At 39.9% G+C, this 26257-nt stretch carries 23 protein-coding genes; 8 read left to right on the top strand and 15 right to left on the bottom strand.

Going from position 1 to position 26257, the window contains the following annotated elements; translation table 11 throughout:
- Nucleotides 1-47 precede the first annotated feature (47 nt).
- The gene (gene fsa, locus ACULLG_RS12810) at nt 48-704 is read left to right on the top strand and encodes a fructose-6-phosphate aldolase (RefSeq protein WP_452127192.1); all 657 of its coding nucleotides are present in this window, start codon (nt 48-50) and stop codon (nt 702-704) included.
- A 53-nt stretch (nt 705-757) separates the two neighbouring features.
- Here fsa and ACULLG_RS12805 read toward each other — a convergent pair whose 3' ends face one another.
- Entirely contained in the window at nt 758-2140 is a 1383-nt protein-coding gene (locus ACULLG_RS12805) for a TlpA family protein disulfide reductase (RefSeq protein ID WP_452127191.1), read from the bottom strand.
- Between the two features lie 171 nt (nt 2141-2311).
- Here ACULLG_RS12805 and ACULLG_RS12800 point away from each other — a divergent pair, with 171 nt between their 5' ends.
- Entirely contained in the window at nt 2312-3943 is a 1632-nt protein-coding gene (locus ACULLG_RS12800; RefSeq protein ID WP_452127190.1) for an ABC-F family ATP-binding cassette domain-containing protein, read from the top strand.
- A gap of 124 nt (nt 3944-4067) precedes the next feature.
- Here the strand turns inward: ACULLG_RS12800 and ACULLG_RS12795 are convergent, their stop codons facing one another.
- Nucleotides 4068-5093 carry a BspA family leucine-rich repeat surface protein gene (locus ACULLG_RS12795; RefSeq protein ID WP_452127189.1) on the bottom strand — a complete coding sequence of 342 codons (1026 nt, stop codon included), beginning with the start codon at nt 5091-5093 and terminating at the stop codon, nt 4068-4070.
- A gap of 30 nt (nt 5094-5123) precedes the next feature.
- On the opposite strand from ACULLG_RS12795, the gene ACULLG_RS12790 reads away from it, so the two are divergent.
- Entirely contained in the window at nt 5124-5291 is a 168-nt protein-coding gene (locus ACULLG_RS12790) for a hypothetical protein (RefSeq protein ID WP_452127188.1), read from the top strand.
- Nucleotides 5292-5333: 42 nt separating this feature from the next.
- Here ACULLG_RS12790 and ACULLG_RS12785 read toward each other — a convergent pair whose 3' ends face one another.
- Nucleotides 5334-6053 (bottom strand): hypothetical protein, encoded by a 720-nt coding sequence (locus ACULLG_RS12785; protein ID WP_452127187.1) that lies wholly within the window; start codon nt 6051-6053, stop codon nt 5334-5336.
- Nucleotides 6054-6278: 225 nt separating this feature from the next.
- Between ACULLG_RS12785 and ACULLG_RS12780 the strand changes: the two genes are divergently transcribed.
- Nucleotides 6279-6821, top strand: a complete 543-nt coding sequence (locus ACULLG_RS12780; protein WP_452127186.1) for a fasciclin domain-containing protein — start codon at nt 6279-6281, stop codon at nt 6819-6821.
- Here ACULLG_RS12780 and pheT read toward each other — a convergent pair whose 3' ends face one another.
- Nucleotides 6822-9242, bottom strand: a complete 2421-nt coding sequence (gene pheT, locus ACULLG_RS12775; RefSeq protein WP_452127185.1) for a phenylalanine--tRNA ligase subunit beta — start codon at nt 9240-9242, stop codon at nt 6822-6824. It abuts the gene before it with no gap.
- Nucleotides 9243-9370: 128 nt separating this feature from the next.
- On the opposite strand from pheT, the gene ACULLG_RS12770 reads away from it, so the two are divergent.
- Nucleotides 9371-10618 (top strand): peroxiredoxin family protein, encoded by a 1248-nt coding sequence (locus tag ACULLG_RS12770; protein ID WP_452127184.1) that lies wholly within the window; start codon nt 9371-9373, stop codon nt 10616-10618.
- Here ACULLG_RS12770 and leuB read toward each other — a convergent pair.
- Both leuB and ACULLG_RS12760 read right to left on the bottom strand, forming a co-directional pair.
- Nucleotides 10611-11729: a 3-isopropylmalate dehydrogenase gene (gene leuB / locus ACULLG_RS12765; protein ID WP_452127183.1), complete on the bottom strand. Its 1119-nt coding sequence runs from the start codon at nt 11727-11729 to the stop codon at nt 10611-10613. The genes ACULLG_RS12770 and leuB overlap by 8 nt on opposite strands.
- A gap of 31 nt (nt 11730-11760) precedes the next feature.
- Nucleotides 11761-12933, bottom strand: a complete 1173-nt coding sequence (locus ACULLG_RS12760; protein WP_452127182.1) for a 2-isopropylmalate synthase — start codon at nt 12931-12933, stop codon at nt 11761-11763.
- A gap of 146 nt (nt 12934-13079) precedes the next feature.
- Here ACULLG_RS12760 and ACULLG_RS12755 point away from each other — a divergent pair, with 146 nt between their 5' ends.
- On the top strand, nt 13080-14624 hold the full coding sequence (locus ACULLG_RS12755; RefSeq protein ID WP_452127181.1) for a hypothetical protein: 1545 nt from the start codon (nt 13080-13082) through the stop codon (nt 14622-14624).
- Here the strand turns inward: ACULLG_RS12755 and ACULLG_RS12750 are convergent.
- From ACULLG_RS12750 to panB, 3 genes are all read right to left on the bottom strand, one after another.
- Nucleotides 14621-15337 carry an RluA family pseudouridine synthase gene (locus tag ACULLG_RS12750; protein ID WP_452127180.1) on the bottom strand — a complete coding sequence of 239 codons (717 nt, stop codon included), beginning with the start codon at nt 15335-15337 and terminating at the stop codon, nt 14621-14623. The two genes, ACULLG_RS12755 and ACULLG_RS12750, sit on opposite strands and share 4 nt — an antisense overlap.
- Nucleotides 15334-15684, bottom strand: coding sequence for a four helix bundle protein (locus ACULLG_RS12745; RefSeq protein WP_452127179.1), 351 nt, complete (start codon nt 15682-15684; stop codon nt 15334-15336). Before ACULLG_RS12745 ends, ACULLG_RS12750 begins: the two co-directional genes overlap by 4 nt.
- 101 nt (nt 15685-15785) lie before the next feature.
- Nucleotides 15786-16604 carry a 3-methyl-2-oxobutanoate hydroxymethyltransferase gene (gene panB, locus ACULLG_RS12740; protein ID WP_452127178.1) on the bottom strand — a complete coding sequence of 273 codons (819 nt, stop codon included), beginning with the start codon at nt 16602-16604 and terminating at the stop codon, nt 15786-15788.
- Between the two features lie 70 nt (nt 16605-16674).
- On the opposite strand from panB, the gene ACULLG_RS12735 reads away from it, so the two are divergent.
- Nucleotides 16675-17157, top strand: a complete 483-nt coding sequence (locus ACULLG_RS12735; RefSeq protein ID WP_452127177.1) for a nuclear transport factor 2 family protein — start codon at nt 16675-16677, stop codon at nt 17155-17157.
- 8 nt (nt 17158-17165) lie between these two features.
- Here ACULLG_RS12735 and ACULLG_RS12730 read toward each other — a convergent pair whose 3' ends face one another.
- The 4 genes from ACULLG_RS12730 to ACULLG_RS12715 all read right to left on the bottom strand — a co-directional run bounded on the left by ACULLG_RS12730 (nt 17166) and on the right by ACULLG_RS12715 (nt 21487).
- Nucleotides 17166-17834, bottom strand: a complete 669-nt coding sequence (locus ACULLG_RS12730) for an SCO family protein (protein WP_452127176.1) — start codon at nt 17832-17834, stop codon at nt 17166-17168.
- A gap of 1 nt (nt 17835) precedes the next feature.
- Entirely contained in the window at nt 17836-19566 is a 1731-nt protein-coding gene (locus tag ACULLG_RS12725; RefSeq protein WP_452127175.1) for a tetratricopeptide repeat protein, read from the bottom strand.
- Nucleotides 19567-19794: 228 nt separating this feature from the next.
- Nucleotides 19795-20040: a VF530 family protein gene (locus ACULLG_RS12720; protein ID WP_452127174.1), complete on the bottom strand. Its 246-nt coding sequence runs from the start codon at nt 20038-20040 to the stop codon at nt 19795-19797.
- A 22-nt stretch (nt 20041-20062) separates the two neighbouring features.
- Entirely contained in the window at nt 20063-21487 is a 1425-nt protein-coding gene (locus ACULLG_RS12715) for an L-serine ammonia-lyase (protein WP_452127173.1), read from the bottom strand.
- A 200-nt stretch (nt 21488-21687) separates the two neighbouring features.
- Between ACULLG_RS12715 and dnaK the strand changes: the two genes are divergently transcribed.
- A complete protein-coding gene (dnaK, locus tag ACULLG_RS12710; protein ID WP_452127172.1) occupies nt 21688-23604 on the top strand; it encodes a molecular chaperone DnaK in 1917 nt (638 codons plus the stop codon).
- Between the two features lie 165 nt (nt 23605-23769).
- On the opposite strand, the gene ACULLG_RS12705 is transcribed toward dnaK, so the two are convergent.
- Together ACULLG_RS12705 and ACULLG_RS12700 are read right to left on the bottom strand one after the other, a co-directional pair.
- Nucleotides 23770-24873 carry a hypothetical protein gene (locus tag ACULLG_RS12705; protein WP_452127171.1) on the bottom strand — a complete coding sequence of 368 codons (1104 nt, stop codon included), beginning with the start codon at nt 24871-24873 and terminating at the stop codon, nt 23770-23772.
- A 258-nt stretch (nt 24874-25131) separates the two neighbouring features.
- Nucleotides 25132-25776, bottom strand: a complete 645-nt coding sequence (locus ACULLG_RS12700; RefSeq protein WP_452127170.1) for a response regulator transcription factor — start codon at nt 25774-25776, stop codon at nt 25132-25134.
- Nucleotides 25777-26257 lie beyond the last annotated feature (481 nt).

The following is a 26257-nucleotide window of genomic DNA, read 5'->3' as shown; positions in this document are numbered from 1 at the left end:
GTAAATTCGCAACGAATTGTATTACAACTTAAAACAGCACAAGAAGCATGAAATTTTTTATTGATACGGCCAATCTCGACCAAATTGCGGAGGCACAACAACTCGGTGTTTTGGATGGGGTGACCACCAATCCCTCGTTGATGGCCAAAGAGGGCATTACTGGAAAAGAAAACATTTTAAAGCATTATGTTGACATCTGCAATATTGTAGAAGGCGATGTTTCTGCCGAAGTGGTTGCAACCGAGTTCGATGCCATGGTAAAAGAAGGGGAGGAGTTGGCCAAACTTCATGATCAGATCGTGGTTAAGGTACCTATGATCAAAGATGGTGTAAAGGCCTTGAAATATTTCTCGGACAATGGAATCAAGACCAATTGCACTTTGGTATTCTCTGCCGGGCAAGCACTTTTGGCCGCAAAAGCTGGAGCCACTTATGTTTCTCCATTTTTAGGGAGATTGGATGATATTTCTACAGATGGGCTGAATCTTATAGCTGAAATCCGTCAGATTTATGACAACTACGCTTTTGAGACCCAAATATTGGCCGCTTCCATTAGACACACCATGCATGTGATCGATTGTGCCAAACTTGGTTCGGATGTTATGACAGGGCCGTTGTCATCTATAATGGGATTGTTAAAGCACCCATTGACCGATATTGGTCTGGAGAAATTCTTGGCAGATTATCGCAAAGGTAATTCCTAAAAAAATAAAGTTATTGAAACTGAAAAGGCCCTGAAGTTATTTCGGGGCTTTTTTTATAATGAGGTGTAGAGGTTGGCAAAGGCGTCCACCACGATAGTGTCTTTGGAAATGACACATTTGTTTAAGTTGTCTATGATCATGGCCATTTGTATTTCTTCCAAATTGCCGCCATGAAATTGATTGGACTTATCCATACCATGTTCTTGCACCATCCCATGCCATTGGTTGTAGCCGGTTTTTAAGTTGATGCCCACAAAATTATGGTCTGGATATTTCTCTTTTAACTTGGCTATACGTTTGTGTACATTTTTAAAGTGCCCTTTCTGCGAAGCCGACCAAAAGTAAAACACGGTTTTCTTGTTGCTACTGATTTCCTTTATGGAAATTTCATTGTTATCCATATCGGTCACCAACAAATCGGGTAGTGCACTGTTGGGCTGTAACCTTTGAATTCCTTTGTAAAGCTTGTCAATTTCCTCTTCATGTTTATCGTTGGTAGAGAGTGACCTATACTTGTCGATAAAAGATTCACAATCGTCACTTGGACTATGTTCTTTTAATAAATAGGCCATGGCCACATTCCTAAAGAGTATGTTTCTTAACTCATCTTGCTGTACAAGACTATCCACCAATTTTAATGTATGCCTATTAAAATGAAGGTAATCATAGGTGGGTTTATCCTTTACATTGCAGTATTTCATGCAGGTAACATAGGCAACATTTCCAAAATGATACTTCAAATAATCCAGATAAGGCCTAAAATAGACAAGATCCCCATTATTCAGGTTCACCGTTTTTCTATAATCGTAGAAGGTGTCGGGCAGGTCGGGAATACTTTCCGTGCCCTTTTTCCATTTATGTTTAAAAGGATACTTCTCTTTATGGGAGTAGTTGTTAAAGTCTATAGAGGCCAAGGCAACCGAAGTTATCTTTTCCGAAAGCGGAAGATGCTCTTCCAATTCTTTTAAATGGGTGATTTTTTCCAACCGTAGCGAATCCATTTTTTTTGAAAAGGCGTCTGGCTCCAAAGCATAGTATTCATAGATCATTGGCTCTTCATCTTCGTGGGCCAGGAACATCTCAATTAAAAAATTGTTGATTTCACTTCCACGGCCTGAAAAAACCAAAGATTCATCAAATTCCTTGGTATTCAGGCGAACAATGATGCTGTCGCCTTCCTGTAAGTACAAATATTGAAGTTCTGGATCGTGGTCAAAATGATAAAGACCTTCCTCGATTCCTTGAAGATTGAAGGCAAAACGGTTTCCCTGGTCCAACTTTACAGAATCGATATAACTATCGTTCTTGTAAAGCACGACATAATCACTCGTGGGATTGACAATCTCACCACCGAAAAAAACAGAAGGGCACTCACGCGACTTCGTGGAGCATGCCAAAACTGAAAGAAGTGAGAGGCTGAGTAAAAGTCTTGTCATATAAAGGGAACCATCATGTTCGACCAACAAAATTAAGCATACCTAAAAACCTTCCTTGTTAATACCGAGTTAAATGTTGCAAAAGCTTGTTTTCGTGTAGTTTAATAATGTGCGTTTAAATTGGAAATACGCCTTGGTTTTGACTATTTTTGCGCAAAAATTAAAAGCTGCATGTTATCAGTATCAAATTTATCGGTCCAATTTGGAAAAAGAGTCTTGTTCGATGAGGTAAATGTAACCTTTACGCAAGGCAATTGTTATGGAATAATTGGAGCGAACGGAGCAGGAAAATCAACCTTTCTAAAAATATTGTCGGGTCAGAATGAAGCTACTTCTGGAGCAGTTCATCTTGAACCTGGAAAGCGGATGTCTATCTTGGAACAGAACCATAATGCGTATGATGAATTTCCGGTTTTGGAAACTGTGGTGATGGGAAACAAGCCCTTGTTCAAAATAAAGAAGGATATAGATGCCCTATACGCTGATTATACCGACGAGAATGCAGAAAAGATTGGGGAGCTGCAAGTACAGTTCGAAGAAATGAACGGATGGAACGCGGATAGTGATGCCGCCGCCATGTTATCCAATCTTGGAATTACAGAGGAATTGCACTATACCAATATGGGAGATTTAGATTCCAAATTAAAGGTAAGGGTGCTATTGGCACAGGCACTTTTTGGTAATCCCGATGTATTGGTGATGGATGAGCCTACCAACGATTTGGATTATGAAACCATTAATTGGTTGGAGAACTTTTTGGCCAATTATGACAACACAGTAATCGTAGTTTCGCACGATAGGCACTTCTTGGATGCGGTATGTACCAGCATTGCTGATATCGATTTTGGAAAAATCAACCTTTTCTCCGGTAACTACACCTTCTGGTACCAAAGTAGCCAATTGGCTGCCCGCCAACGTGCACAACAAAATAAAAAGGCCGAGGACAAGGCCAAGGAACTTCAAGAATTCATTCAACGTTTTAGCGCTAATGTCGCAAAAAGTAAGCAGGCAACATCTAGAAAGAAGATGTTGGAGAAATTAAAGGTCGAGGACATTAAACCGTCCAGCAGAAGATATCCCGCTATCATTTTTGACCGGGAACGTGAGGCAGGAGACCAAATTTTGAATGTGGAAAAACTTTCGGCCACTTCGGAAGATGGCGATTTGCTGTTTCAAGAAGTAAATATCAACCTAGCAAAAGGTGATAAGGTGGCCATTATTTCGAAAGATTCAAGGGCTACCACGGCATTTTATGATATTATCAATGGAAAGGTCAAAGCCGATTCAGGATCATACCAATGGGGTGTAACCACAACACAATCGTATTTGCCAGCGGACAATGCTTCCTATTTTCAGGAGGATATCAATCTTGTGGATTGGCTTAGACAATGGGCCAAAACTGAAGAGGAAAGAGAAGAAGTCTACATTCGCGGATTCTTGGGTAAAATGCTGTTCAGTGGTGAAGAGGCCCTTAAAAAATGTACCGTGCTTTCCGGAGGTGAAAAAGTGCGCTGCATGTTAAGTAGAATGATGATGCTTCGCGCCAATGTTTTGCAATTGGATGAACCAACAAATCACTTGGATTTGGAAAGTATTACAGCCTTCAACAATTCACTCAAAAATTTTAAAGGCACCGTATTGTTAACTACCCATGACCATGAATTTGTGCATACCGTGGCAAACAGAATCATTGAAATTACACCCAAAGGGTGTATCGACCGTTACTTGACCTTTGACGACTATATGTCGGACAAGGCCATAAAAGAGCAGCGGGAGAAAATGTATGCTGTGCCCGTGAGTTAGTTAATACAGCGTGACTGTTTAGGCGGGTAATAGCAATATTTATGGTGCCAAAAGAACTAGTAAGATAAAAAAATGCCGCGGAGTAAAATTCGCGGCTTTTTTTCCTTTATTGAATGTATGACTCTTATTGGCAATCTTGATCAGGGCCTAAATCTTGAAAAGTCCATCCATTGGCTTCGAGTGTTTCTTTAGCATCACTTGCAGTACAGTTGTGGTGATTGTACATAGCGCCAAGTGGAACATTGGGCTGAACATTTTGAGCTGCCCAGCCTATCAAAGTATTGGAATAATTTTCGACTGATATGGACGACAGATTGAACATACTGTCCATGCTGGTGGCAGAGGTAATGTCCCAAGACGCCAAGTTCCTATTGAACTTGGATAAAACAAACATAGATCTAAAATTAGAGACATTGCCCACATTCCAACCACTAATATCTTGGTTAAATTGGGTTTTATAGTTGGAATCCCAACTTGCAAACATACCTTCCATGGTTGTAACATTGGAAGTATCCCAGTCACCTATATCTTGATTAAATAAGAACGCAAATGAAAACATATTATCCATGTTAGTGATGTTAGATGTATCCCAATCTCCAATATCCCCATTGAAATTTGTTGCGTAAAACATAGACTCCATATTGGTAACATTGCCAAGGTCTGGCTGGTCATTGGCACTATATTCTGAAAGGTCAGTGTTATAGAAGGCATATTCAAAAGTTTCCCATTCGATAGCTCCCCATTGGATAATTCCTATAAACGCTTTTTGTGATTCCAAGTCGGAAGCAGATTCCAATTCATTGATAAGATTATACATGGAAATTGCTGGAAAACTTCCATTAATGGCTACCAAGTAAGTGCCTGGTTTTGCATAGGTATGCGTTGGATTTTCATTTAAGTTCGAAAGGTTCTCTACGGTACCATCACCCCAATCTATGACAAATTGGTAACTAAGTTCGGTAAGTATACCGATAGTAAGTTCAAAATTGTGAGACGGGATTTCCCATTTGGTTATAAAAGAAGCCGGATCCTCTTGCAAGTCTACTTCTAAATTTGTGCTGTTTTTAGGAGTGTTAGTTCCTTCTCCAACATCGCAAGAGACCAAAGCAACGGCCAAAAGTGTAAGAAAACCTAAGTTTTTGAGTTTCATAAGCATGTGTTTTTGTTTAATGACTTAAAAATGAAAAACATATCCCGATTTTTTCTCTGTCGATATATCAATGCCTTGTTTGAGTTGATAAATGGTGGAGCGAAGAAGGGCATCGCCCAAAAATTATGGGAAACTACCAATAGAAAAGTAAGAATGAACCTGATTGAACAGATTAAGTCTAATATGGTGAGTCATTAAGGAGTTGCAGGAGAAAATTTATGCTGTTTCAGTCTCGTAGCACTAGGCATTAAAATACTTGCTGTTCCAAATTGCTGGATTGAAGTTTTTACCCAGGGCAAATCCGTAAAAAATCACCACGGATGCAATGCACTTGAACATAAAGAAAAACATAATCCAGAATTCTGCAGCGGAATTATTTTTTGAAAAGAGCCCGTTTGGAACTAACAGGGTGACCAAATAACTTAGCAGTAGCACAAAAAGGGCAAGATTCACAATATTTCTAAAAGGCCAAACCAGCAACTTTCGCAAGGGGTGAAGGTCATTTCCCCATTTGTGGATAAGATAAAAGTAATTGTTGCCCATGGGAACAAAGAGTAGGGGGTCGTCCTTGTCCTGTAGTTTGAAAAGTTTGGAGGGAGCCATAATTTTGAAACCGTCAAGCTTGGTCTGGTGAGTATTTTCTAACCGCTTTATTTTTGAAATAGCAGCTTTCGGAATTTCCCCTTTAAAATAATGGCTGTCCAAGAACCGGAGTCTATAATCAATGCAGATGTGCTTTATTTGGTCCAAATGAAAAATATTGCCGGTCTCGAGCAAATCAAAATCAAAATGATTGACCTGTTCCGCTTTACGCTCCCCAATTGTATCTAAAATGCGTTTTTCGTGTAGAACATCGTGTTCTAGAATTTGTCTGACTTCTTCTAGAATCCCAAACTCCCTATCCTGTTCAGACTTTAGCTTTTGAAGTTTTATTTCAATATTGGTCCTATCCCAAAACATACGGTTCAATCCAGGTTAACTGTCTCAAATTTAAGCAATTGAAAATGTATTTTTTTTGGGTTTTAAAAATGGATATGTTAACATAATGTTAAATAAATCGTCAAACCCCTATTCTGGCTGCTTTTCTGCAAAAAAAGTGTATCTTATCGAAGTTTTTGGCATTTGAACGTATAAAGCAGTAAAACCAGACCCTAACCAACAGAAAGTCCCAAAGATAAGAACACCATGAAAGCCCCATTCAAAAGTACCTTACTTGGCCTCTGCTTTGTCCTAACCCTAACGGTTTCTGCTCAAGAATTATCCGAAGTTTCTGCTGTCAAAACATCGTCTAAATCCAATGTCGATTCAGACCGTTATAAAGTTCTTTTTGCTGCAGTTAAGGCTAGTGAATTGGAGGACATTCTTGACAAATCGGGACCGTTCACCATTTTCGCGCCTACGGATGCCGCTTTTGAACGTTTTTCCAACAATAAAATGGAGGAGTTGATCAATTCCAAGGATAAAAGCGAATTGAAATCCCTGTTAGGCTATCATATTGTTGCTGGGCATTTATCGGCATCCAAAATATTGAGGGCATTGTGTCAAGGAAATGGCAAGGCCAGTTTCACCACCATTCAGGGAAAAAAATTAAGGGCCCATATGGATGGAATCGATATTGTGCTCACAGATCCCACAGGAAACACGGCCAAAATCACTGTGGCTGATGTGAACCAAGAAAATGGCATAATCCACGAAATAGATAGTGTGATTCAGCCTTCCCAGATGTAATTATCGAAGTTCTGCTCCAAGCTCTTTTTTAAATCGGGATGTTAGCTTGGTCATTATCTTATCAATCTGTTTATCGGTCAATGTTTTTTTACTATCCAGTAGGGTGAAACTAACGGCATAGGATTTTTTCCCTTTGGGAAGGTTTTTACCGGTATACACATCAAACAGATTTACTTTTTTGAGCAATTGTTTTTCCGTATTCCAGGCCAAATCGTAAACTTGTTTAAAAGTAACGCCGTCATCAATCAGAAGCGCCAGATCTCTCGTTACTTCCGGGAATTTGGCAATTTCTGTATAAACAATGTTCTGGGTACTGATACTTTCCAGAATGGCGTCCCAATCAAAATCGGCATAAAAAATATCTTGTTTGATATCATACGATTTCAATAGCGATTTGGCAACAAGGCCGAAGGAGACCAAAGTCCTTTTGTTCTTGCTTAAACTTAAGCCTTCAGAAAAAATAGTGCCCTCATACGGTTCAATAGCTGCTTCCTGCAAGCCCAACCGTTGAAGAATGTGGTTTACCATTCCTTTTAAATAGAAGAAATCGGAAGTAGCAGCATTGCTGGTCCATCCCGGATCAGTTCGATTTCCTGAAATGAAAAGGGACAAATGCTGTTTTTCAATATTTTTTGAACCCTCCTTATGATACGTTTTTCCGAATTCGAAGAGTTTTAAATCGGTTTTCTGCCGATTATGGTTATGGCTAACGGATTGTAATCCTGAAAACAACATTGATGTTCTCAACACGGACAAATCAGCACTTAAGGGATTCATCATCCCTACCATATTCTTTTCTGACTCCAAAACATTTTGGGTACCGGCGGCGACCAAACTATTGGTCATAATTTCGTAAAATCCTTGCGACACCAACAAATCTCCCACCACATTTTGGATGTTGTGATTTTCAAATCGCGAAGAGGTCGCTATTGATGCGGTCAATTTTTCTTTGTAATCAATATTGTTATAACCGAAGACTCTGAGTATTTCCTCAATAACGTCAACCTCGCGCTCCACATCCACACGATAATTTGGAATGGTAAGTCCCAAACCTGATTCGGTAACATTGTTCACTTTAATTTCCAAAGAAGCCAAAATACGTTTGATGGTGTCCCTTGGAATTTCTTGTCCAATTAGCGAGTTGATTTTATCAAAGGTGAGAAATACATGGCGCTCCTCAAACTTTTTGGGGTAGAGATCCACAACTTCGGAACTGATGTCGCCCCCGGCAATTTCCCGAATTAATGCCGCAGCTCTTTTTAGGGCATATTCGGTCATTTCGATATCAATACCTCTTTCAAAACGGAAGGAAGCATCGGTATTCAATCCATGTCTTTTGGCCGTTTTTCGGACTGTAACTGGATTGAAGTAGGCACTTTCCAGAAAAATGGAGGTTGTATTCTCCGTAACCCCAGAAAAACTTCCACCAAAAACCCCAGCAATACACATGGGTTTTTCCGAATCGCATATCATTAGGTCGTCCTCGTGCAATTCACGTTCCACATCGTCCAATGTGGTAAACTTGGTGCCCGATGGCAAGGTTTTTACCTCAATTTTGTTGCCTTTTATTTTGTTGGCATCAAAGGCGTGCAGAGGCTGCCCCAGTTCGTGCAGCACGTAATTGGTTGCATCCACAATATTATTTATTGGGGATAGACCAATGGACTTTAATCTATTTTTTAACCAATCTGGAGACTCTTGAACAATAAGGTTGCTTATGGTAACCCCACAGTATCTTGGGGCAAGTTGACTGTCTTTTACTTCAACATCTATTTTTAAAGATCTACTATCAATGGAAAAATTACTGGTCGATGGAGTGACCAAACCTTTTTGAATCTCTAGTTGTTCAAGGCCGGCCTTTAAATCCCTTGCTACACCAAAATGACTCATTGCATCCGCACGATTGGGGGTAAGGCCAATTTCAAAGATTTCGTCATTTTCAATTTCGAAGACCTCAGAACAAGATGTTCCCGGTTTTAGGGTTTCGCTTAAGACCATAATGCCGTCATGGCTTTCACCAATGCCCAATTCGTCCTCGGCGCAGATCATTCCGTGACTTTCCTCACCACGTATCTTACCTTTTTTTATTTGCCAAGATTCACCTTCAGCGGTATATAAAGTAGTTCCGATTGTGGCAACGGGTACCTTTTGACCAGCTTCAACATTTGGCGCCCCACATACAATTTGCACGGGAGATTCATCGCCAATGTCCACGGTGGTCAATTTTAATCTATCTGCATTTGGGTGCTTTTCACAAGTCAACACATGTCCTACAACCACACCTTTCAATCCTCCTTTAACTGATTCGAACTGGGAAATACCTTCAACCTCCAACCCTAAATCCGTCAACAATTCACCGGTTTTCTGGGAGTCCCAATCCATCTGCAAAAATTGCTTTAACCAGTTGTAAGAAATCTTCATACCCCAAATTTAAAGTGGACAAATATATAACAATAGGGAAAGAGATTCAATGTAAATATTCTGTACAACCACTAATAGTATAAGTTTTACGTTGTATTTTTATCAAACTTGATAAATCTCTTCAAACTATGAAAAGAATCTGGCTTTTGACATTTTCGATGTCGTTGTTTCTGATTTCCTGTAAAAAGGAAGAAAAAGCGGAGCTGGCAATAGGAGATTGGTGGGCCAAAATGGACGTATCGGCAACAGATGCATTGCCAGTGACCTTTTATTTATCCAAAGATTCGGTGGGGGATTATCAAATAGAGATGTACAATGCTGAGGAAGTTATTCTGATAGATGAGATTGAACTTAAAGGTGATTCCATCCGTTTTAATATGCCCGTTTTTGAAGGTTATGTTACCGGAACTTTTACCGAAACGGAAATCCAAGGAAGTTTTGTGAAAGAGAGTTTGGATCGCGTAGTGCCTTTTAGCGCACTATATGGCAAAAGAGATCGGTTTGAAATTGGAGCTGAACCTAAAGTAAACATATCAGGGATTTGGGAAACGCATTTTGATATCGATACGGATGAAGATTACCCGGGAATGGGAATTTTTATGCAAAATGGTAATCTGATCAAGGGTACGTTCAGAACCTTAACTGGAGATTACAGATTTTTAGAAGGAGTTGTCAATGGAGATAGCCTAAAGCTCTCGACTTTTGACGGGACCCATGTGTTTTTGTTTACGGCCAAGGTTACAGACAGTACCTTAAATGGAATCTTCTATTCGGGTAATCACTCCGTGGAAAAGTTTGTGGCCAAACGAAACGAAGCCTATCAATTGCCGGACCCAAACACCTTGACCTATTTAAAAGAGGGCTACGACCGCTTCGACTTTTCTTTTCCCGATACCAATGGCAATATGGTCAGTATGTCCGATGAGCGTTTCAAAAACAAACCGGTCTTAGTGCAGATTATGGGAACCTGGTGTCCCAATTGTTTGGATGAAACCCGTTTTTATGTTGATTATTTCAAGAAAAACCCGGATTTGGACGTAGAAATTGTTGCGTTGGCTTTTGAGTACGCCAAAACCAAGGAAAAGGCAGAACAGGGTATAGATAGACTTGTTAAAAGGGAAAAATTGACCTATCCGGTGCTTTTGGCACAGTATGAAACTTCAAACAAGCGCATGGCCAATGAAAAGTTGCCCATGCTAAATCATGTATTATCGTATCCTACCACCATTTACATTGATAGAAATGGAGAGGTGAAGAAAATCCATACAGGTTTTAATGGCCCGGCTACGGGAGATAGGTATGAGGCTTTTACAAAGGAGTTTGATACGACCATCCGTGAACTTACAGCGGCTGGGGAAGATGAGGCCGTTAAATAATGGTAGATTTACCTAGGTCGATATTCTCATCATTCATATTGAAATCATCCTCACTATCCACAATATTTTCTGCAATAAAATCACCTACTTGATTGGTGCCATACTGACTGGTGCCATCCAAATCTTGGGTAACTATCCCTTTTTTTAGTGATTTGTCCACAGCTTCGCGTACAGCCATGGCTTCCTCAAAAAGGCCAAAATGTTCCAACAACATAGCTGCGGATAATATCGAGGCTATGGGATTGGCAATATCTTTTCCCTTTGCTTGCGGATACGAACCGTGTATGGGTTCAAACATGGCGTTTTCATCACCCACTGATGCAGAGGCCAACAATCCGATTGACCCACCAATAACACTTCCTTCATCCGAAATAATGTCACCGAACATGTTTTCGGTTAGGATAACATCAAACTGACTCGGATTTAGGATTATTTGCATGGCCGCGTTGTCCACAAATAAGTATTCCAAGGTAACATCGGGGTAACTTTCACCAATTCGGGTAACAACTCTTCGCCACAATCGCGACGATTCCAGAACATTGGCTTTGTCAACCAGAGTCAATTTTTTTCTTCTGTTTTTTGCAGCCTTAAAAGCCAAATGTGCAATTCGGGAAATCTCCTTCTCCGAATATTCACAAAGATCGGAAGCGATAGTACCCTCTTGGTTTAAATGCTTTTTACCAAAATAAATTCCTCCCGTCAACTCACGATAAATGGTAAAGTCGGTGCCGGCGATGATTTCCTTTTTTAAGGGAGAGTTTTTTATCAAGGAAGGAAAAACCTTTACAGGTCTAATATTGGTATAAAGTCCAAGTTCTTTCCTAAGTTTTAACAATCCTTGTTCAGGTCTAACTTCCGCATTGGGATCGTTATCATATTTAGGGTCTCCAATAGCTCCGAAAAGAACCGCATCCGCCTCTTTGCAAAGTTTCAGGGTATTGGCTGGAAGTGGGTCACCTTTTCTATCAATTGCAATAGCTCCAACAAGTGCTTCCTTGTAATTAAAATTATGGTTGAAAGTTTCTTCTACCGCTTCCAGGCACTTTACTGCCTGTGCCAAAACCTCTGGTCCAACACCATCTCCGGGCAGTAAGGCTATGTTAAGATTCATCTATAGGAGGATTTAGTACAGTATGTCTTGATTAAGCCAAACTTTGGATTGAAATGTCACTGGTTTCAATAATTTCATGAATATCGTTGTCCACAATTTCCTTTTTACGGTCGGCATATCTCAGGAAATTCTGGTAAACCACATCCAATTGTAGTTTGGTGAGTTCATAGCCAACATTTTTGGCCCTGTATGCCAAAGCGGCACGACCGCTCCTGGCGGTCAACACGATGGAAGATTCGTTTACACCTACATCTTTTGGATCCATAATTTCATAAGTCTCCCGTTGTTTGATCACTCCGTCTTGATGGATTCCAGAACTGTGGGCAAAAGCGTTGGATCCCACAATGGCCTTATTGGGCTGTACGGGCATCCCCATTTTTTGGGAAACCATTTGACTGGTATCATAAAGCAATTTGCTGTTGATTCCGGTATCAAGATTCAGGTAAGGATGTTGCCTCATGATCATCACCACTTCTTCCAAAGAAGTATTTCCAGCGCGCTCACCAATTCCGTTTATGGTACATTCAATTTGTCTTGCTCCATTGATAACGCCAGAAATAGAGTTGGCCGTTGCAAGTCCAAGATCATTATGGCAATGGCAGGATAAAATGGCCTTATCAATTCCGGTTACATTCTCCTTTAGGTATTTCATTTTGGCCCCATATTCTTCTGGCAAACAATATCCGGTAGTGTCCGGAATATTCAGTACGGTTGCCCCGGCCTTAATGACCGCTTCGCAAACCTGTGCTAAGTAATCATTGTCCGTTCTACCCGCGTCTTCGGCATAGAACTCTACATCCTCAACAAACGTTTTGGCATAAGCCACAGCGTCAACAGCTCTTTCGATGATTTTTTCCCTTGTGGAATTAAATTTGTGCTTAATATGTGAATCCGAAGTGCCAATTCCTGTGTGTATTCGAGGTCTTTTTGCAATTTTTATAGCATCGGCTGCAACTTCTATATCTTTTTTAACAGCTCTGGTCAATCCACAGACAGTAGCGTTCTTTACCAATTTGGCTATCTCGTGGACAGATTTGAAATCACCTGGACTTGAAATGGGAAAACCTGCTTCGATGATATCCACACCAAGTACGTCCAAACGTTCGGCGATGATCAACTTTTGCTCGGTGTCCAATTTACAACCTGGGACCTGCTCTCCATCTCGCAGTGTTGTATCAAAAATTTGTACCTTATCTTTAGCCATTATTCTAGTCTGTTTTGTCTAAGCTATACGAAGATAAAGTAGGAGTTTGCACGAACCGGATGGCCCCTAAACCCATTACAACGTTAAATTGTATTTCAAGTAGTTTAAATAATTGGAATTCAAATAGTTAAATTATATTTTTTACGATGACAAATGCCCATAAGGATACTTTGTTTGTATTGATCAAATCACTTTCCAAATCTGAAAAGCGACAGTTTAAGCTATATGTGGGTCGACTTGGGGTGAATACCGATGCCAAATTTTTGGCCTTGTTCAATTTGCTCGATAAGTTGAAAAGGTATGATGAAAAACAAATTTTGGACAGTGGAATCGTAAAAAAATCCCAATTATCCAATCTTAAAGCACATCTGTACAAACAGATTTTGGTCAGCTTAAGACTAAATCCGGTCAACCAAAATATTAGGGTTCAAATTAGGGAACAGTTGGATTTTGCAACCATCCTATATCAAAAAGGATTGTACAAACAGAGTTTGAAAATTTTGGACAAAGCCAAAAACTTTGCCATAGAACATGAGGAGAAGAACGTTGCTTATGAGATTGTGGAGCTCGAAAAGATTATTGAGACGCAATATATCACCCGGAGTATTCCTGATAGGGCAGAAGAATTAACCGGTCAGGCCAAGGAGCTTTCAGAGCATAATGTAATGACCAGCAAGCTCTCCAATCTGTCATTGCAATTGTATGGAATGATGCTCAAGGTGGGGTATGTGCGCAGCGATGAGGATTTACAAGAAGTAAAAAGTTACTTTGAGACTCATCTTCCGGACTACAAGCTTGAAGATTTGGGGTTTCGCGAAAAACTCTGGTTGTACAAAGCCCATTTGTGGTATAGTTTGTTGATTCAGGACTTTTTGTCTTCGTACAAATACGCGAGTAAATGGGTGGACCTTTTCTATGATAATGAAGAGATGATCAACCTTAACCCTGTATTTTTCTTAAAGGGAAACCATTATTTGTTAGAGTCCTTATTTTTTGTGAAGTACAGCTCTCAGTTTAAAGAAACACTTGAAAAACTTGAGGCGCAGGTAAATAGTTCCAACTTTCCCCAAAACGACAACATCGCTTCTTTGGCATTTTTGTATATCAATTCAAATAAACTTAATCTTCATTTTTTGGAAGGGGCTTTTGATCGCGGATTATATCTCGTCAACATAATCGAATATGGTATTAAAAAACATAAGGATAGGATAGATGAGCACCATATTATGTTGCTCTACTATAAAATAGCGTGTTTGTATTTTGGAAATGGTGACCATAAAAACTGTATTGTTTATTTAAAAAGAATCATTTCCAACAAGAACCTTAAAATGCGCGAGGATTTGATGTGCTTTGCACGGGTGTTGAGTCTTGTGGCACATTATGAGGCAGGTATGGATTATCATTTGGAAGTCCAGCTTAAGAGCACCTACAAATTTTTATTGAAAATGAACGACCTGCATGCGGTGCAAAAAGAGATGATCAAATTCTTGCGAAGCCTTGGTGATATCTACCCAAGCGAATTGAAGAACGAATTTCAAAAGCTCTATACCGAACTTAAGAAATATGAGCACCACCCTTATGAGAAAAGAGCTTTTCTCTATTTGGACATTCTTTCATGGCTCGAGAGTCATTTGCACAATAAGCCTGTTGGGCAGATTATTCGCGAGAAAGCACTGGCTATCACACGCTAGCATACATCCCAAATCGGATCTTGGGGAGGAGGAGCGTTAAATGTTATAATTTCCTTTTTCACCGGATGTTCCAGTTCCAATCTTCGCGCATGTAAATGGATTCCACCATTTTTATTGCTCCTTGCAGCACCATATTTTAAATCTCCTTTGATATAACAACCTATTGCGGCCAGTTGAGCCCTGATCTGGTGATGGCGACCGGTTTTTAAATCAATCTCAAGTAAGAAATACGAATCCAGTTTTTTACGAACAGCATAACTCAGAATTGCCTTTTTACTATTTGGGACTTCTTTGGAATGTGCATATGATTTGTTCTGTTTTGGATTCCGAACAAGCCAATGTTCTAAAGTTCCCTTTTCATCCTTGGGTGCATTCTTGACCACGGCCCAATAGATTTTCTTGGTTTTTCCTTCGGAAAACAATTTGTTCAATCGGGGAAGGGCCTTGGACGTTTTGGCAAATAATACAATTCCAGAAGTGGGCCTATCCAATCTATGAACAACTCCTAAATAAACATTGCCCGGTTTATTGTATTTCTTTTTTAAGTATTGCTTTGCAACATCACTTAATGGGGAATCTCCTGTTTTATCCCCTTGCACAATATCCCCACAACGCTTGTTGATAGCGATTAAATGGTTGTCTTCATAAATTACTTGAAGATTAGAGTAATTGGATTTTTGGATTTTTGGATTTTTGGAAAAATCAGATTTCACTTCAAAGTAGATTTAAATTTGACGGTCATTTTAACAATGGCGCTTAAATCGGATAAAAGAGAATCCAATCTGGTTTTAGGCAAAAAACCCAAATCATAGGAAATCAATAATTGAGTTTCAATTTCATAGACAGAACCTACTGCTATTTCCAAAAACCTTGAAAAATCTTTGTTTGATTTTCTCGATGAACCTTCGACTATATTAGACGGAATTGATATGGAAGCTCTTCCTAATTGATTGGTTATGCCAAATTTTTCTGTTTCCGGAAAAGAAGAGGTAATCTTATAGATTTTAGAGCAAAACGCCCTACTCATTTTCCATATTTCCAAATTCTTAAATCGATGCATAAATTAATTTTGTAATGGTTTAAAGACTAATTTATGAGGTTGAAAATGGTCAAAATTGAAAAAGGGCAATCCGAAAATCCAAAAATCCAGTTATCCAAATATCAATAGGATTCCTCAGAGTTTGGAAAATCCCGACTCTTTACGTCGTCGACATATTGTGAAATGGCATTGCTCATATCTTCGTACAGATTCATATATCTTCGAAGAAATCGGGGATTAAACTCGTGTGTCATGCCCAGAAGGTCGTGCACTACCAAGACTTGACCATCCACTCCATTTCCTGCACCGATTCCTATAATGGGAATGGAAACACTTGAGGCTACCTCTTTTGCCAACTTTGCTGGAATTTTTTCCAAAACTATACCGAAACAGCCCAATTCTTCCAGCATTTTGGCATCTTCTTTTAACTTTATGGCCTCTTCTTCTTCCTTCGCACGGACGGTATAAGTCCCAAATTTGTAAATGGATTGGGGAGTTAGCCCCAGGTGCCCCATAACCGGAATTCCTGCTTCAAGAATACGGGTAACCGATTGTTTTATTTCGGAACCTCCTTCAACTTTTACGGCATGGGCACCACTTTCCTTCATAATCCGAATAGCGGATCGCAGTGCCTCCTTGGAATCACTTTGATAGCTCCCAAAAGGGATATCAACCACAACCAATGCCCTTTTGGCTGCCCTGACCACCGAACCGGCATGGTAGATCATTTGATCCAAAGTAATCGGAAGTGTCGTTTCATGCCCTGCAATGACATTACTGGCAGAGTCTCCTACCAAAATGACATCCACATTGGCGGCATCTACAATTTTGGCCATGGAATAATCATAGGAAGTAAGCATGGAAATCTTCTCTCCATGTTGTTTCATTTCTATCAATGATTTTACCGTGACCCGCTTATATTCTTTTTTTGCAACTGACATTATGTTCGGTTTTACCCGCTAAATGTAAGCAGATTTGTTTAAATTGAACGGCAATCAAAAAACAATAAAAATGAAAACATCCGTATCCTTTGTTCTTGCTTTATTTTCCTTGGCAATTTCTTATGCGCAAGGACCAAATCCACCAGAAATTGATGACAAACAAGCCGTCAAAGAGGTTATAAAGACTTTTTTCAATGGATTTCATAAACAGGATTCGGTTATCATGAAAAGTACATTGGCCGACCATGTTGTGCTCCAGACTACTGGAAGAAACAAGGAAGGCAAAACCATGTTCCGAACCGAAGAATTTTCAAAATTGATAACGTCCATTACCAGTATTCCGGATAGTATCAACTTTCAAGAAAAATTGACATCTTTTTCCATTCAGGTAGATCGGACTATGGCGAATGCTTGGGTGGGATATGAATTTTGGATCAATGATAATTTTAGCCATTGTGGTATCAATTCATTCCAACTGATCAATTTTGATGGTGAATGGAAAATCATCTATTTGATTGATACCAGAGGCAGGGCAGGTTGTCTTGAAGATTGATTGTATGCTTATCTGGATGAAAGCGTTTTAATATCTTCCTTCAAGCGGAGTATATCGTCATCATCCGTTCCGTTATAGACTCCACGGATTTGCTTTTTCTTATCGACCAGCACAAAGTTCGGGGTATGTATAAAATCTTGTAGCCCTCCATCGCCTTGGTCCACAGCTGCAAAATAACTTTTGCGGGCTAAATTGTAGATATGTTTTTTATCTCCTGTTGTGATATTCCATTTGGAATCTATGGCTCCATGTCTATCGGCATATTTCTTTAAAATGGGAACATTATCCATATCTGGAGTAACGGACATGGATAGGAACATAACATCATCTTTTGTTCGGAATGCCTCCTGTAACTTTTCCATATTATTTGACATAATAGGGCAGATGCTGGGGCAGCGGGTGAAAAAGAAATCAGCTACATAAATCTTATTCTCATAATCCGCTTGTGTTATAATTTCTCCATTTTGATTTATCAATTCAAAATCAGCCACTGAATGCGATTCGATGGTTTGTTGGAGACTAATGTCAACCAACTCCGGGTTGAAATCTTTTGGTCCTAAAACCGGAAGTTGGGTGCCACTTTGGGAAAGAGCATAAAAAGCGGCCAAAAGGCCAACGGTAAAAATAACCATTAGCCCTTTGGTCCGTTTGTATTTTTTCAATTCTGCCGAGGTCATTTTAGAGTACAGATGTTGTAATGGTCAAATCGGAATGTTCCCAAGCTTTGTCAAATTCAGCTTTAATGGTTTTTGCTTCATCCATTTTGCCCTGCGCTTTTAAACTGTTGTGCAAGCCCATTAATGACCACCCATTTTGCCGAAGCACATCCAAATCTTCGCGATAAACTTTTTCCGCTTCCTCGTATTTTTTGGCATCCATTAAAACTGCTCCTAAATTTTGCCGTGTTGGAATGTGCCATGCAGCAGGTTCGGTATAAGTGAGGCCATCCTCAAATTCCACTGCTTTCTTAAGGTGTTCAATCGCTTTGGAAGTGTTCCCATTAAGTGCAGCCAACTCTCCCGCAATTACTTCATAAGCAATATTTGCAGAATGAATCGACGCATTGTTTGCAGTAGCAACCAAATCTTCCAATTCTGGATCTTTTCTCAAATCTTCGATAGCATCTAATTCTTCTTGAGCTTCTTTGCTATTTCCTTTTCTAATGAATGCCATTCCCCTGGCATAATGACGTATCAGATTAAGATGCTTTATATCTTTATTAGGTGCAGGAATAGTTAAAATTTCATTCCATTTTCCAAAGCGGGTATAGGCCAACATGGGAGTGGATGCAAAATCCTGAAGAAATGGCATGGTTGTGAATTCACCCACAGGCACTTTTTCTGCAGTTTTCTTTGCTGCATCTATGGCAACATCACTATTGCCCAACAAACTAGCCGCGGACCATAGAAAATGGATGTTATGTGGATAGTATCCTAAAGGATACAGACCTTGTGAGTAGCATTGGGAAATGTAGTCTTCATCCGCTAAGATTGCCTTTTGGTTAGCCGTTACGGCATCCAAATAGCGACCCACCCGAATGTAAATATGGGAAGGCATGTGAACCAAGTGTCCTGCTGCAGGCATAAGTCCTCCCAATTTATCAGCACTGGCAACACCTAGATCAGGCTTGGGCAGTTCTACCATATGGATATAATAGTGATGTGCTCCCGGGTTATTTGGATTGAGTTCCATAGCCTTTTCCAAAGCTGCCTTGGCCTCTGGAATATTAGGGGAGGGGTCTCCATTTTCATTCCAATAATTCCACGGCACGGTATTCATTACCGAAGCGGCATAAAGCACTTGAATATCGGCATCATTTGGATATTGCTGTAATACTTTGTCCATCGCATGCATATAGTCCATGTTTAGTTCGGCAACATCTTTGGTCAGGTCTTCGCTATACCTTGCTGTTAATGCCTGAATTAAAGCTTTTTCCTTTGGGGTTGCGGTGACCGAAAGAGTTTTGGCTTTGGCCAAAGCTTCATTGGTTTTAATTTTACGCTCTTCGGGAGGAAGGGGGTCGTTAATATTTGGACCCAAAGCATAGGCTTGCCCCCAAAACGTCATTGCCGAGGTAGGGTCTAAACGGGAGGCTTCCATAAAAGAACGATGGGCTTCAGCATGGTTAAACGCATAGGTGAGGCGTAAACCTTGGTTAAAAAATGTTTGTGCGTTCTCATTTTTGGTGGTGATGGTATAATTCAAATCCCCTAAGTTTTCAAATAGCGGGGCGATTTGCTGTGTGGAATCCACTACCTCTAATAAATAGGTGGTCGGTGTACACTTGATAAAGCTGAATGAGGCTTTTTGCTGATTCTTAAATGTATTGTTCGTAGTGTCTTTTGTCAAAAAGTGAACGGCAGTCAATAATGCCAGAACCAATATGGCCAAGCTTAATTTTGTTTTCATAATGTTCAATTGTCAGTTTTCTTATTAATGTTCAATTGGACGAACCAGTGAGGGAAAGCTGTTCGTCTCTCAAGGTTATTGTACCTTCAGAGGGTGTTTTTAGGTCAAAAAATGGCCCTATATGTTTTTTATAATTTACTGTTAATCAGTGGCCAAAGTAATAAATTTAGCAGTTTTGGATTGAAATATTGTATATAGTGATTGTTTTATTGTGTTTTAGGTGACTTTTTATTTTCGGCCTGTCATTAATTCAAGGTACAGTGCTTCCACCTTAGCTCTGGCCCAGGGCGTTCTTCTTAAAAATTTAAGACTGGATTTGATTGAGGGGTCTTTTTTAAAACAATTGATGTTGACCCTTCTCGCCATTTCTTCCCAACCATAATGTTCTTCCAAGAGTTCCAATATGTCAACCAACTTTACACCATGTAATGGATTATTGGGTTGGGGTTGTTTCGGATTTCTTTGCCTGTCCATGGAAGACGTCTTGGTTTTTTGATTAACAATCACTTAAAAAGACACCCACGGCTAGACCTCCTTCTGAAGTTTCCTTGTATTTGCTGTTCATGTCCTTGGCAGTTTCCCACATGGTATTCACCACTTTGTCCAGTGGAACTTTGGCTTCTCTCGGGTCTGAGTCCATAGCCAGCTCGGCTGCGTTGATAGCTTTTATGGCTCCCATGGCATTTCTTTCTATACACGGAACCTGAACCAAGCCACCAATAGGGTCGCAGGTAAGTCCTAAATGATGTTCCATGGCAATTTCGGCAGCCATCAACACTTGTTCCGGTGTACCACCCATTAATTCTGTAAGTGCACCAGCCGCCATAGCAGAAGACACCCCTATTTCTGCCTGACACCCCCCCATGGCTGCAGAAATTGTCGCTCCTTTTTTAAAGATGCTTCCTATTTCGCCAGCCACCAGTAAGAATTTTTTAATATCCTCAAAATCCCCATCGTGATTCTCAATGACCAGATAATACATAAGAACAGCAGGAATTACCCCTGCACTTCCATTGGTAGGTGCAGTAACCACTCTTCCCAAGGCTGCATTAACTTCGTTAACGGATAATGCAAAACAACTTACCCATTTTATGATTTGACGAAATTTCACTTCAGTCTCCCGAATACTTTCTAGCCATTCTTCCGGATTGGAATAGGCCTGTACACCCTTCAATTTTTCATGCATGTCAAAAGCTCGACGCTTAACGTGCAACCCACCAGGTAACATTCCCTGGGTATGGCAGCCCGTATACATGCATTCCAGCATGGTGTTCCATATGCGTTTTAGTTCAGTGTCAATTTGCACATCCGAACGTAAAGACCGTTCATTTTGTAGAACAATATCTGAAATGGACTTCTTTTTTTTCTTACAATAAAAAAGAAGTTCCTCTCCAGTTTTAATGGGACAAGGAAAGGTCTTGAACGTTGCTTTGTTCTCCTTGGAGTGTGATAATTCTTCCTTCACCACAAAACCGCCCCCAATGGAATAATAGGTTTCAGTTTGTGAACTTCCATTTTCAAAACTGGCTGTGAATTGCATACCATTGGAATGAAAAGGAAGAAACTCTCTTTTAAAAGAAATGCTTTCATCCATATGAAAAGGAATGGCACGGATTCCGCCAAAAACCAAGGTTTTAGTGGATTTGATATTTTCTATTACGGCATCTATGTTTTCCGTAGGAACGGTTTCTGGATCTGTGCCCAATAAGCCCATTACCACGGCAATGTCCGTGGCGTGCCCTTTTCCGGTCAAGGATAGCGAGCCATATAAACTCACTTTGATTTCACAGACCTCTTCGAAAAGCCCCCGTTTTTTTAATTCCCCAATCCAGCGTTCAGCCGCTCTCCAGGGCCCTAAAGTATGGGAGCTTGAGGGGCCGACGCCTATTTTGAGCATATCAAAAACACTAATGCATTCCATTGATTAGATTTTGCATTTCAATTTGGAAAGCCAAAATAGATAAAATTGGCAATGTAGCTCATGAAAACATGACCAAACTGAAGCAATCTTTTGATTGCATTTGGCTGACACCTTGTCATATTCTTTGTCATGGCATAATCATTGACATTGGTAGAGCGACACTAATAATAGAATTTTCAACAGATATAACTTTAAATACGATGAGCAAAATTATAGGCATAGACTTGGGTACGACCAACTCCTGCGTCTCCGTTATGGAGGGTAACGAGCCCGTAGTAATCCCAAATGCAGAGGGTAAACGCACAACACCTTCGGTAATTGCATTTGTGGAAGGTGGTGAGATAAAGGTAGGGGACCCCGCCAAAAGACAGGCGGTCACCAATCCAAATAAGACCATTTACTCTATCAAAAGATTCATGGGGAACAAATTCTCTGAATCTAAAAAAGAAGCAGACCGCGTTCCCTATAAAGTAGAGAAAGGAGATAATGATACACCAAGAGTTGATATAGACGGGCGTTTATATACACCTCAAGAACTTTCAGCCATGATTCTTCAAAAAATGAAGAAAACCGCTGAGGATTACTTGGGTCAAGATGTAACTAGAGCCGTTATTACCGTTCCAGCATACTTTAATGATTCACAACGACAAGCTACAAAAGAGGCAGGAGAGATTGCCGGATTGACCGTTGAAAGAATCATTAACGAGCCAACTGCAGCTTCTTTGGCCTATGGAATGGACAAAAAAGATACAGATCAAAAAATTGTAGTTTTTGATTTTGGAGGTGGTACACATGATGTTTCCATCTTGGAATTGGGTGACGGTGTTTTTGAAGTATTGGCAACAGATGGCGATACACACTTAGGTGGTGATGATGTAGACCAAAAAATTATTGATTGGTTGGCCGAGGAGTTCAAAAGTGAAGAACAAATGGACCTAAGGGAAGATGCAATGGCGTTGCAAAGACTTCGTGAAGCTGCTGAAAAAGCAAAGATTGAATTGTCTTCTTCCGCACAAACAGAAATTAACTTACCATATGTTACTGCTACCGCTTCTGGTCCAAAACACTTGGTAAGAACATTGAGCCGTGCCAAGTTTGAGCAATTGATCGATGATTTGGTAAAAAGAACAATCGAGCCGTGTGAAACAGCTTTAAAAAGTGCGGGTCTTTCAAAAAGTGACATTGATGAAATCATTTTAGTAGGTGGTTCTACACGTATTCCGGCGGTACAGGAGGCTGTGGAGAAATTCTTCGGAAAGAAACCTTCTAAAGGAGTAAATCCAGATGAGGTAGTGGCTGTTGGAGCTGCCATTCAAGGGGGTGTATTGACAGGTGATGTAAAAGATGTATTGCTTTTGGATGTTACTCCACTTTCATTGGGTATCGAAACCATGGGAAGTGTGTTCACTAAATTGATTGAGGCGAATACCACAATTCCTACTAAAAAATCACAAGTGTTTTCTACCGCTGCAGATAATCAGCCTTCGGTTGAAATCCATGTATTGCAAGGAGAACGTCCTATGGCTGCGGATAACAAAACTATTGGTAGGTTCCATTTAGATGGTATTCCACCCGCGCCAAGAGGTACGCCTCAAATTGAAGTGACCTTTGATATTGATGCAAATGGTATCATCAAGGTATCTGCCACCGACAAGGCTACAAACAAGACACAGGATATTCGAATTGAGGCTTCATCAGGTTTGACAGAGGAGGAAATCCAAAAAATGAAAGCTGAAGCTGAAGCAAATGCCGAATCTGACAAAAAGGCCAAGGAAACGGCTGATAAGTTGAATGAGGCCGATGGAATGATCTTCCAAACAGAAAAACAGCTGAAGGAGTTTGGCGATAAGCTGTCCGATGACAAGAAAAAGCCAATCGAAGAAGCTTTGGAAGAGTTGAAGAAAGCTTACGAAACCAAAGATGTGGTTGTAATTGAGCCTGCTTTGGAGAAAATCAACGAAGCTTGGAAAGTAGCCTCGGAAGAAATGTACAAGGCTCAAGCTGAATCAGCTCAGGCCAATGGCGCAGATGCTGCTGGAGCAGAAGGTGCAGCTGGCGGAAGTGATGCTGCAGAAGGAGACAATGTTGAAGACGTAGACTTCGAAGAAGTCAAGTAGCCCGTCCTGAGCAAGGTCGAAGGATAGACTTCGAAGAGGTTAAGTAATTCAGATTTATTTGTCACCCTGAGCCTGTCGAAGGGTGGAAAAAGTAAAATAAGTATAAGTGTTCAAATAAAGAAAGCCCGCAATTTGCGGGCTTTTTTTTGTTCCATATGTGGGTTATCATCTTTTCCGTGCCATAAAGTTCTGCATAAATTTTTCGGCATTGGTTCCAGACGCTCCACGACCAATCAATTTTAGTTCGTTAAGATGGGCAGTGGCTTTGTTAAAGTCATTAAGAATGGAATAGGTTAAAACACAGTTCCAATGGATTCCAGCCGCTACTTTTTTATTGATTCTTGCCTTTTTATCCTTTAAATCCTTTTCAAGGAGCACATTTTCCCATATTTGAACGGTTTCTTTCAATCCATCCAGCGAACTTTGACTCATGCCATCACCAAAACTGATTAATGCTCTTCGCATGATTTCTATTGTCTGGTCTAGTTTGGGATATGTGTGTTTTTTGCCTTTTGCCGTATTGATTTGTATGGTTTCAGATTTTTCTTGATATCCCAAAGCATCATTTATAAAGTTCGCACCTTTGACGAGTGCTGCATTGTAAGATGTTTTTTCCAATTCTTGTATAAATGCCGATTCATTGGTTTTCCAATACGCTTTTAATTCTCCGGAGGAATCTTTCTTTGGGGTTTCTTTGTGCAAGGTTGTATTTTCAACCACTTCATTTAGATAGGCCTTCCCGTCTTTATCATATATGTTTACCGATACTGGGTTTTTGTACATCACATCATAAAAGAATACGGCATTTTCCTTGTTTTTTTCAAACTTGGATTCCATTTGAAATCCACTGAGTACTATTTCGGCCGTGAAATCAGCATTGTCCATGACCTTTTTAAATCCATCAATTTTTATGTGTTCATTGGCGACCACAGCTTCATCCAGGATCAAACTTTCATAAATGAGCCCGGGGAGCATAGGTTTTCGGGGTTTGCCCGCAATAAGTTTTTCGGCGGCAGTATAATTTTCATAAGCTTCAACCTCTGCCAAATACTCATCTTTAATTCTTTCCAGGTTTTGCAAATAGGCTTCCTGTTCTTCCAAAATAGCGCCTTTGTTTTGCTGCACAACTTTAGGGATGTAGGTCCAAGTGAGATTCATTTTAACTGTTGGGTATTGAATATAGTTGAATTCAATTTTTTCGCTTTTTGACCTCTGTCCATGGGCAAGAAGACAAAGTGTGAGTGCAAGAAATAGAGTGATTTTTTTCATAATGTATGGACTGTTGGATTTTTTTGAACGATATATTGACATCCAAAGTTTTTGAAGGCAAACATTCAACACCGAATTTAAAACAGGCATTATGGGTTTATGGGTGCTGGTTGATAGCAGGGGCCTATGGATTTGTGAAAGTGTATTTCGAATTGATAGAATTTTTTTGAAAGCGTTGGTTTTTCCTTTTATTGATGGGAAAGGAAATAAAAAAGCCCGCAATTTGCGGGCTTTTTTATTATTTAAAAATGGATAAATCTACGCAGCGTTCAACTGTCTAATTTCCAACTCTTGCAGTTTCTTTAAAGCTTCGGACTTTGAGTTCACATTGAGTTTGACATAAATATTTTGAATGTGAAAATTTATGGCACTTGGTGTTACACAAAGTCTATCAGCAATCATTTTATAGGTGAATCCTTGGGTAAAAAGTTCAATAATTTGATTCTCCTTTTTAGAGAATCTTTCAAACGTTTTTATTTGGAAGGAATGTATGATTTTCTTTGCTACATCGTGCTCCAAAGCTACTCCATGTTGATGCAATTCCTCTATGGCGCTGAAGAACCTGCTTTTGCTCAAAGGTTTGGTCAAAAAGCCATTCGCTCCCTTTTTAAATGATTCTTTAATGGTTTCAAAATTGCATTGCTGGCTTATCATCAGGACTTTGGAAGGGATATTTTGTTCTTTGAAGTATTGTATCCCGTCAATTCCTGAAATTCCGGTCAAATTAACTTCGGAAACAATAATATCAGGTCTTGTTCGCATAGCGTTTGATGCAAATTTGTTTACCGAGGTGTATATTTCCACCAATTCATACGATGGTACATCACTAAAATAGAGTTGATAAAGAGGGTGTAGTTTTTCATCATTGTCAATGATCACGATTTTTAATGGGTCAGTTTTCATAATTACTGATTTTGGATTATCTGATTTTGTCATAGTCATCTTCATCTTAGTTCGATTAAACCAAAATGCATCCTGTCCGCGATGTCCGGGTTTAACTGACAGAGGAAAACTTGGGTGTTTCAAATTATGAACCTGAAACAATGCTAAGCTTCACCAGTGTCGCAATCGGACATGCTGATAACAATCCTGAATAGGATTAAATCAATAGCGTTTAGAAAAGGTGTCGAGCGTGTTAGAGGAGCTCCCTGTTGTAGTTGGGGGGACTTGATCTAGCACTGAGAATTGTAGCTTTTTTCATGAGTATAAGATTTGGGTTTATGTTATTTCAAGAATTAAATTAAGTTTTTTTTCCCTACATGGAAATTTTTTGTAGTTTTTTTCGTTCAAATGCACTTTGCTTTTTTTGCAACGAAAAATGACCCAGCTTCAAGAGTTTACCAGATACAACAAAATAGGATGCCCTTTTGGAGCATCCTATTCG

The organism is Flagellimonas sp. 2504JD1-5 (assembly GCF_053618295.1).
Note: the sequence above shows the minus strand (reverse complement) of the source record. Positions and strands in the feature narration are given on the sequence as shown.

Bases quoted from the DNA above. Each gene is read 5' to 3' on its own strand.
- fsa (WP_452127192.1), top strand. From the start codon at position 48: ATGAAATTTTTTATTGATACGGCCAATCTCGACCAAATTGCGGAGGCA.
- ACULLG_RS12805 (WP_452127191.1), bottom strand. From the start codon at position 2,140: ATGACAAGACTTTTACTCAGCCTCTCACTTCTTTCAGTTTTGGCATGC.
- ACULLG_RS12800 (WP_452127190.1), top strand. From the start codon at position 2,312: ATGTTATCAGTATCAAATTTATCGGTCCAATTTGGAAAAAGAGTCTTG.
- ACULLG_RS12795 (WP_452127189.1), bottom strand. From the start codon at position 5,093: ATGAAACTCAAAAACTTAGGTTTTCTTACACTTTTGGCCGTTGCTTTG.
- ACULLG_RS12790 (WP_452127188.1), top strand. From the start codon at position 5,124: ATGAAAAACATATCCCGATTTTTTCTCTGTCGATATATCAATGCCTTG.
- ACULLG_RS12785 (WP_452127187.1), bottom strand. From the start codon at position 6,053: ATGTTTTGGGATAGGACCAATATTGAAATAAAACTTCAAAAGCTAAAG.
- ACULLG_RS12780 (WP_452127186.1), top strand. From the start codon at position 6,279: ATGAAAGCCCCATTCAAAAGTACCTTACTTGGCCTCTGCTTTGTCCTA.
- pheT (WP_452127185.1), bottom strand. From the start codon at position 9,242: ATGAAGATTTCTTACAACTGGTTAAAGCAATTTTTGCAGATGGATTGG.
- ACULLG_RS12770 (WP_452127184.1), top strand. From the start codon at position 9,371: ATGAAAAGAATCTGGCTTTTGACATTTTCGATGTCGTTGTTTCTGATT.
- leuB (WP_452127183.1), bottom strand. From the start codon at position 11,729: ATGAATCTTAACATAGCCTTACTGCCCGGAGATGGTGTTGGACCAGAG.
- ACULLG_RS12760 (WP_452127182.1), bottom strand. From the start codon at position 12,933: ATGGCTAAAGATAAGGTACAAATTTTTGATACAACACTGCGAGATGGA.
- ACULLG_RS12755 (WP_452127181.1), top strand. From the start codon at position 13,080: ATGACAAATGCCCATAAGGATACTTTGTTTGTATTGATCAAATCACTT.
- ACULLG_RS12745 (WP_452127179.1), bottom strand. From the start codon at position 15,684: ATGCATCGATTTAAGAATTTGGAAATATGGAAAATGAGTAGGGCGTTT.
- panB (WP_452127178.1), bottom strand. From the start codon at position 16,604: ATGTCAGTTGCAAAAAAAGAATATAAGCGGGTCACGGTAAAATCATTG.
- ACULLG_RS12735 (WP_452127177.1), top strand. From the start codon at position 16,675: ATGAAAACATCCGTATCCTTTGTTCTTGCTTTATTTTCCTTGGCAATT.
- ACULLG_RS12730 (WP_452127176.1), bottom strand. From the start codon at position 17,834: ATGACCTCGGCAGAATTGAAAAAATACAAACGGACCAAAGGGCTAATG.
- ACULLG_RS12725 (WP_452127175.1), bottom strand. From the start codon at position 19,566: ATGAAAACAAAATTAAGCTTGGCCATATTGGTTCTGGCATTATTGACT.
- ACULLG_RS12720 (WP_452127174.1), bottom strand. From the start codon at position 20,040: ATGGACAGGCAAAGAAATCCGAAACAACCCCAACCCAATAATCCATTA.
- ACULLG_RS12715 (WP_452127173.1), bottom strand. From the start codon at position 21,487: ATGGAATGCATTAGTGTTTTTGATATGCTCAAAATAGGCGTCGGCCCC.
- dnaK (WP_452127172.1), top strand. From the start codon at position 21,688: ATGAGCAAAATTATAGGCATAGACTTGGGTACGACCAACTCCTGCGTC.
- ACULLG_RS12705 (WP_452127171.1), bottom strand. From the start codon at position 24,873: ATGAAAAAAATCACTCTATTTCTTGCACTCACACTTTGTCTTCTTGCC.
- ACULLG_RS12700 (WP_452127170.1), bottom strand. From the start codon at position 25,776: ATGAAAACTGACCCATTAAAAATCGTGATCATTGACAATGATGAAAAA.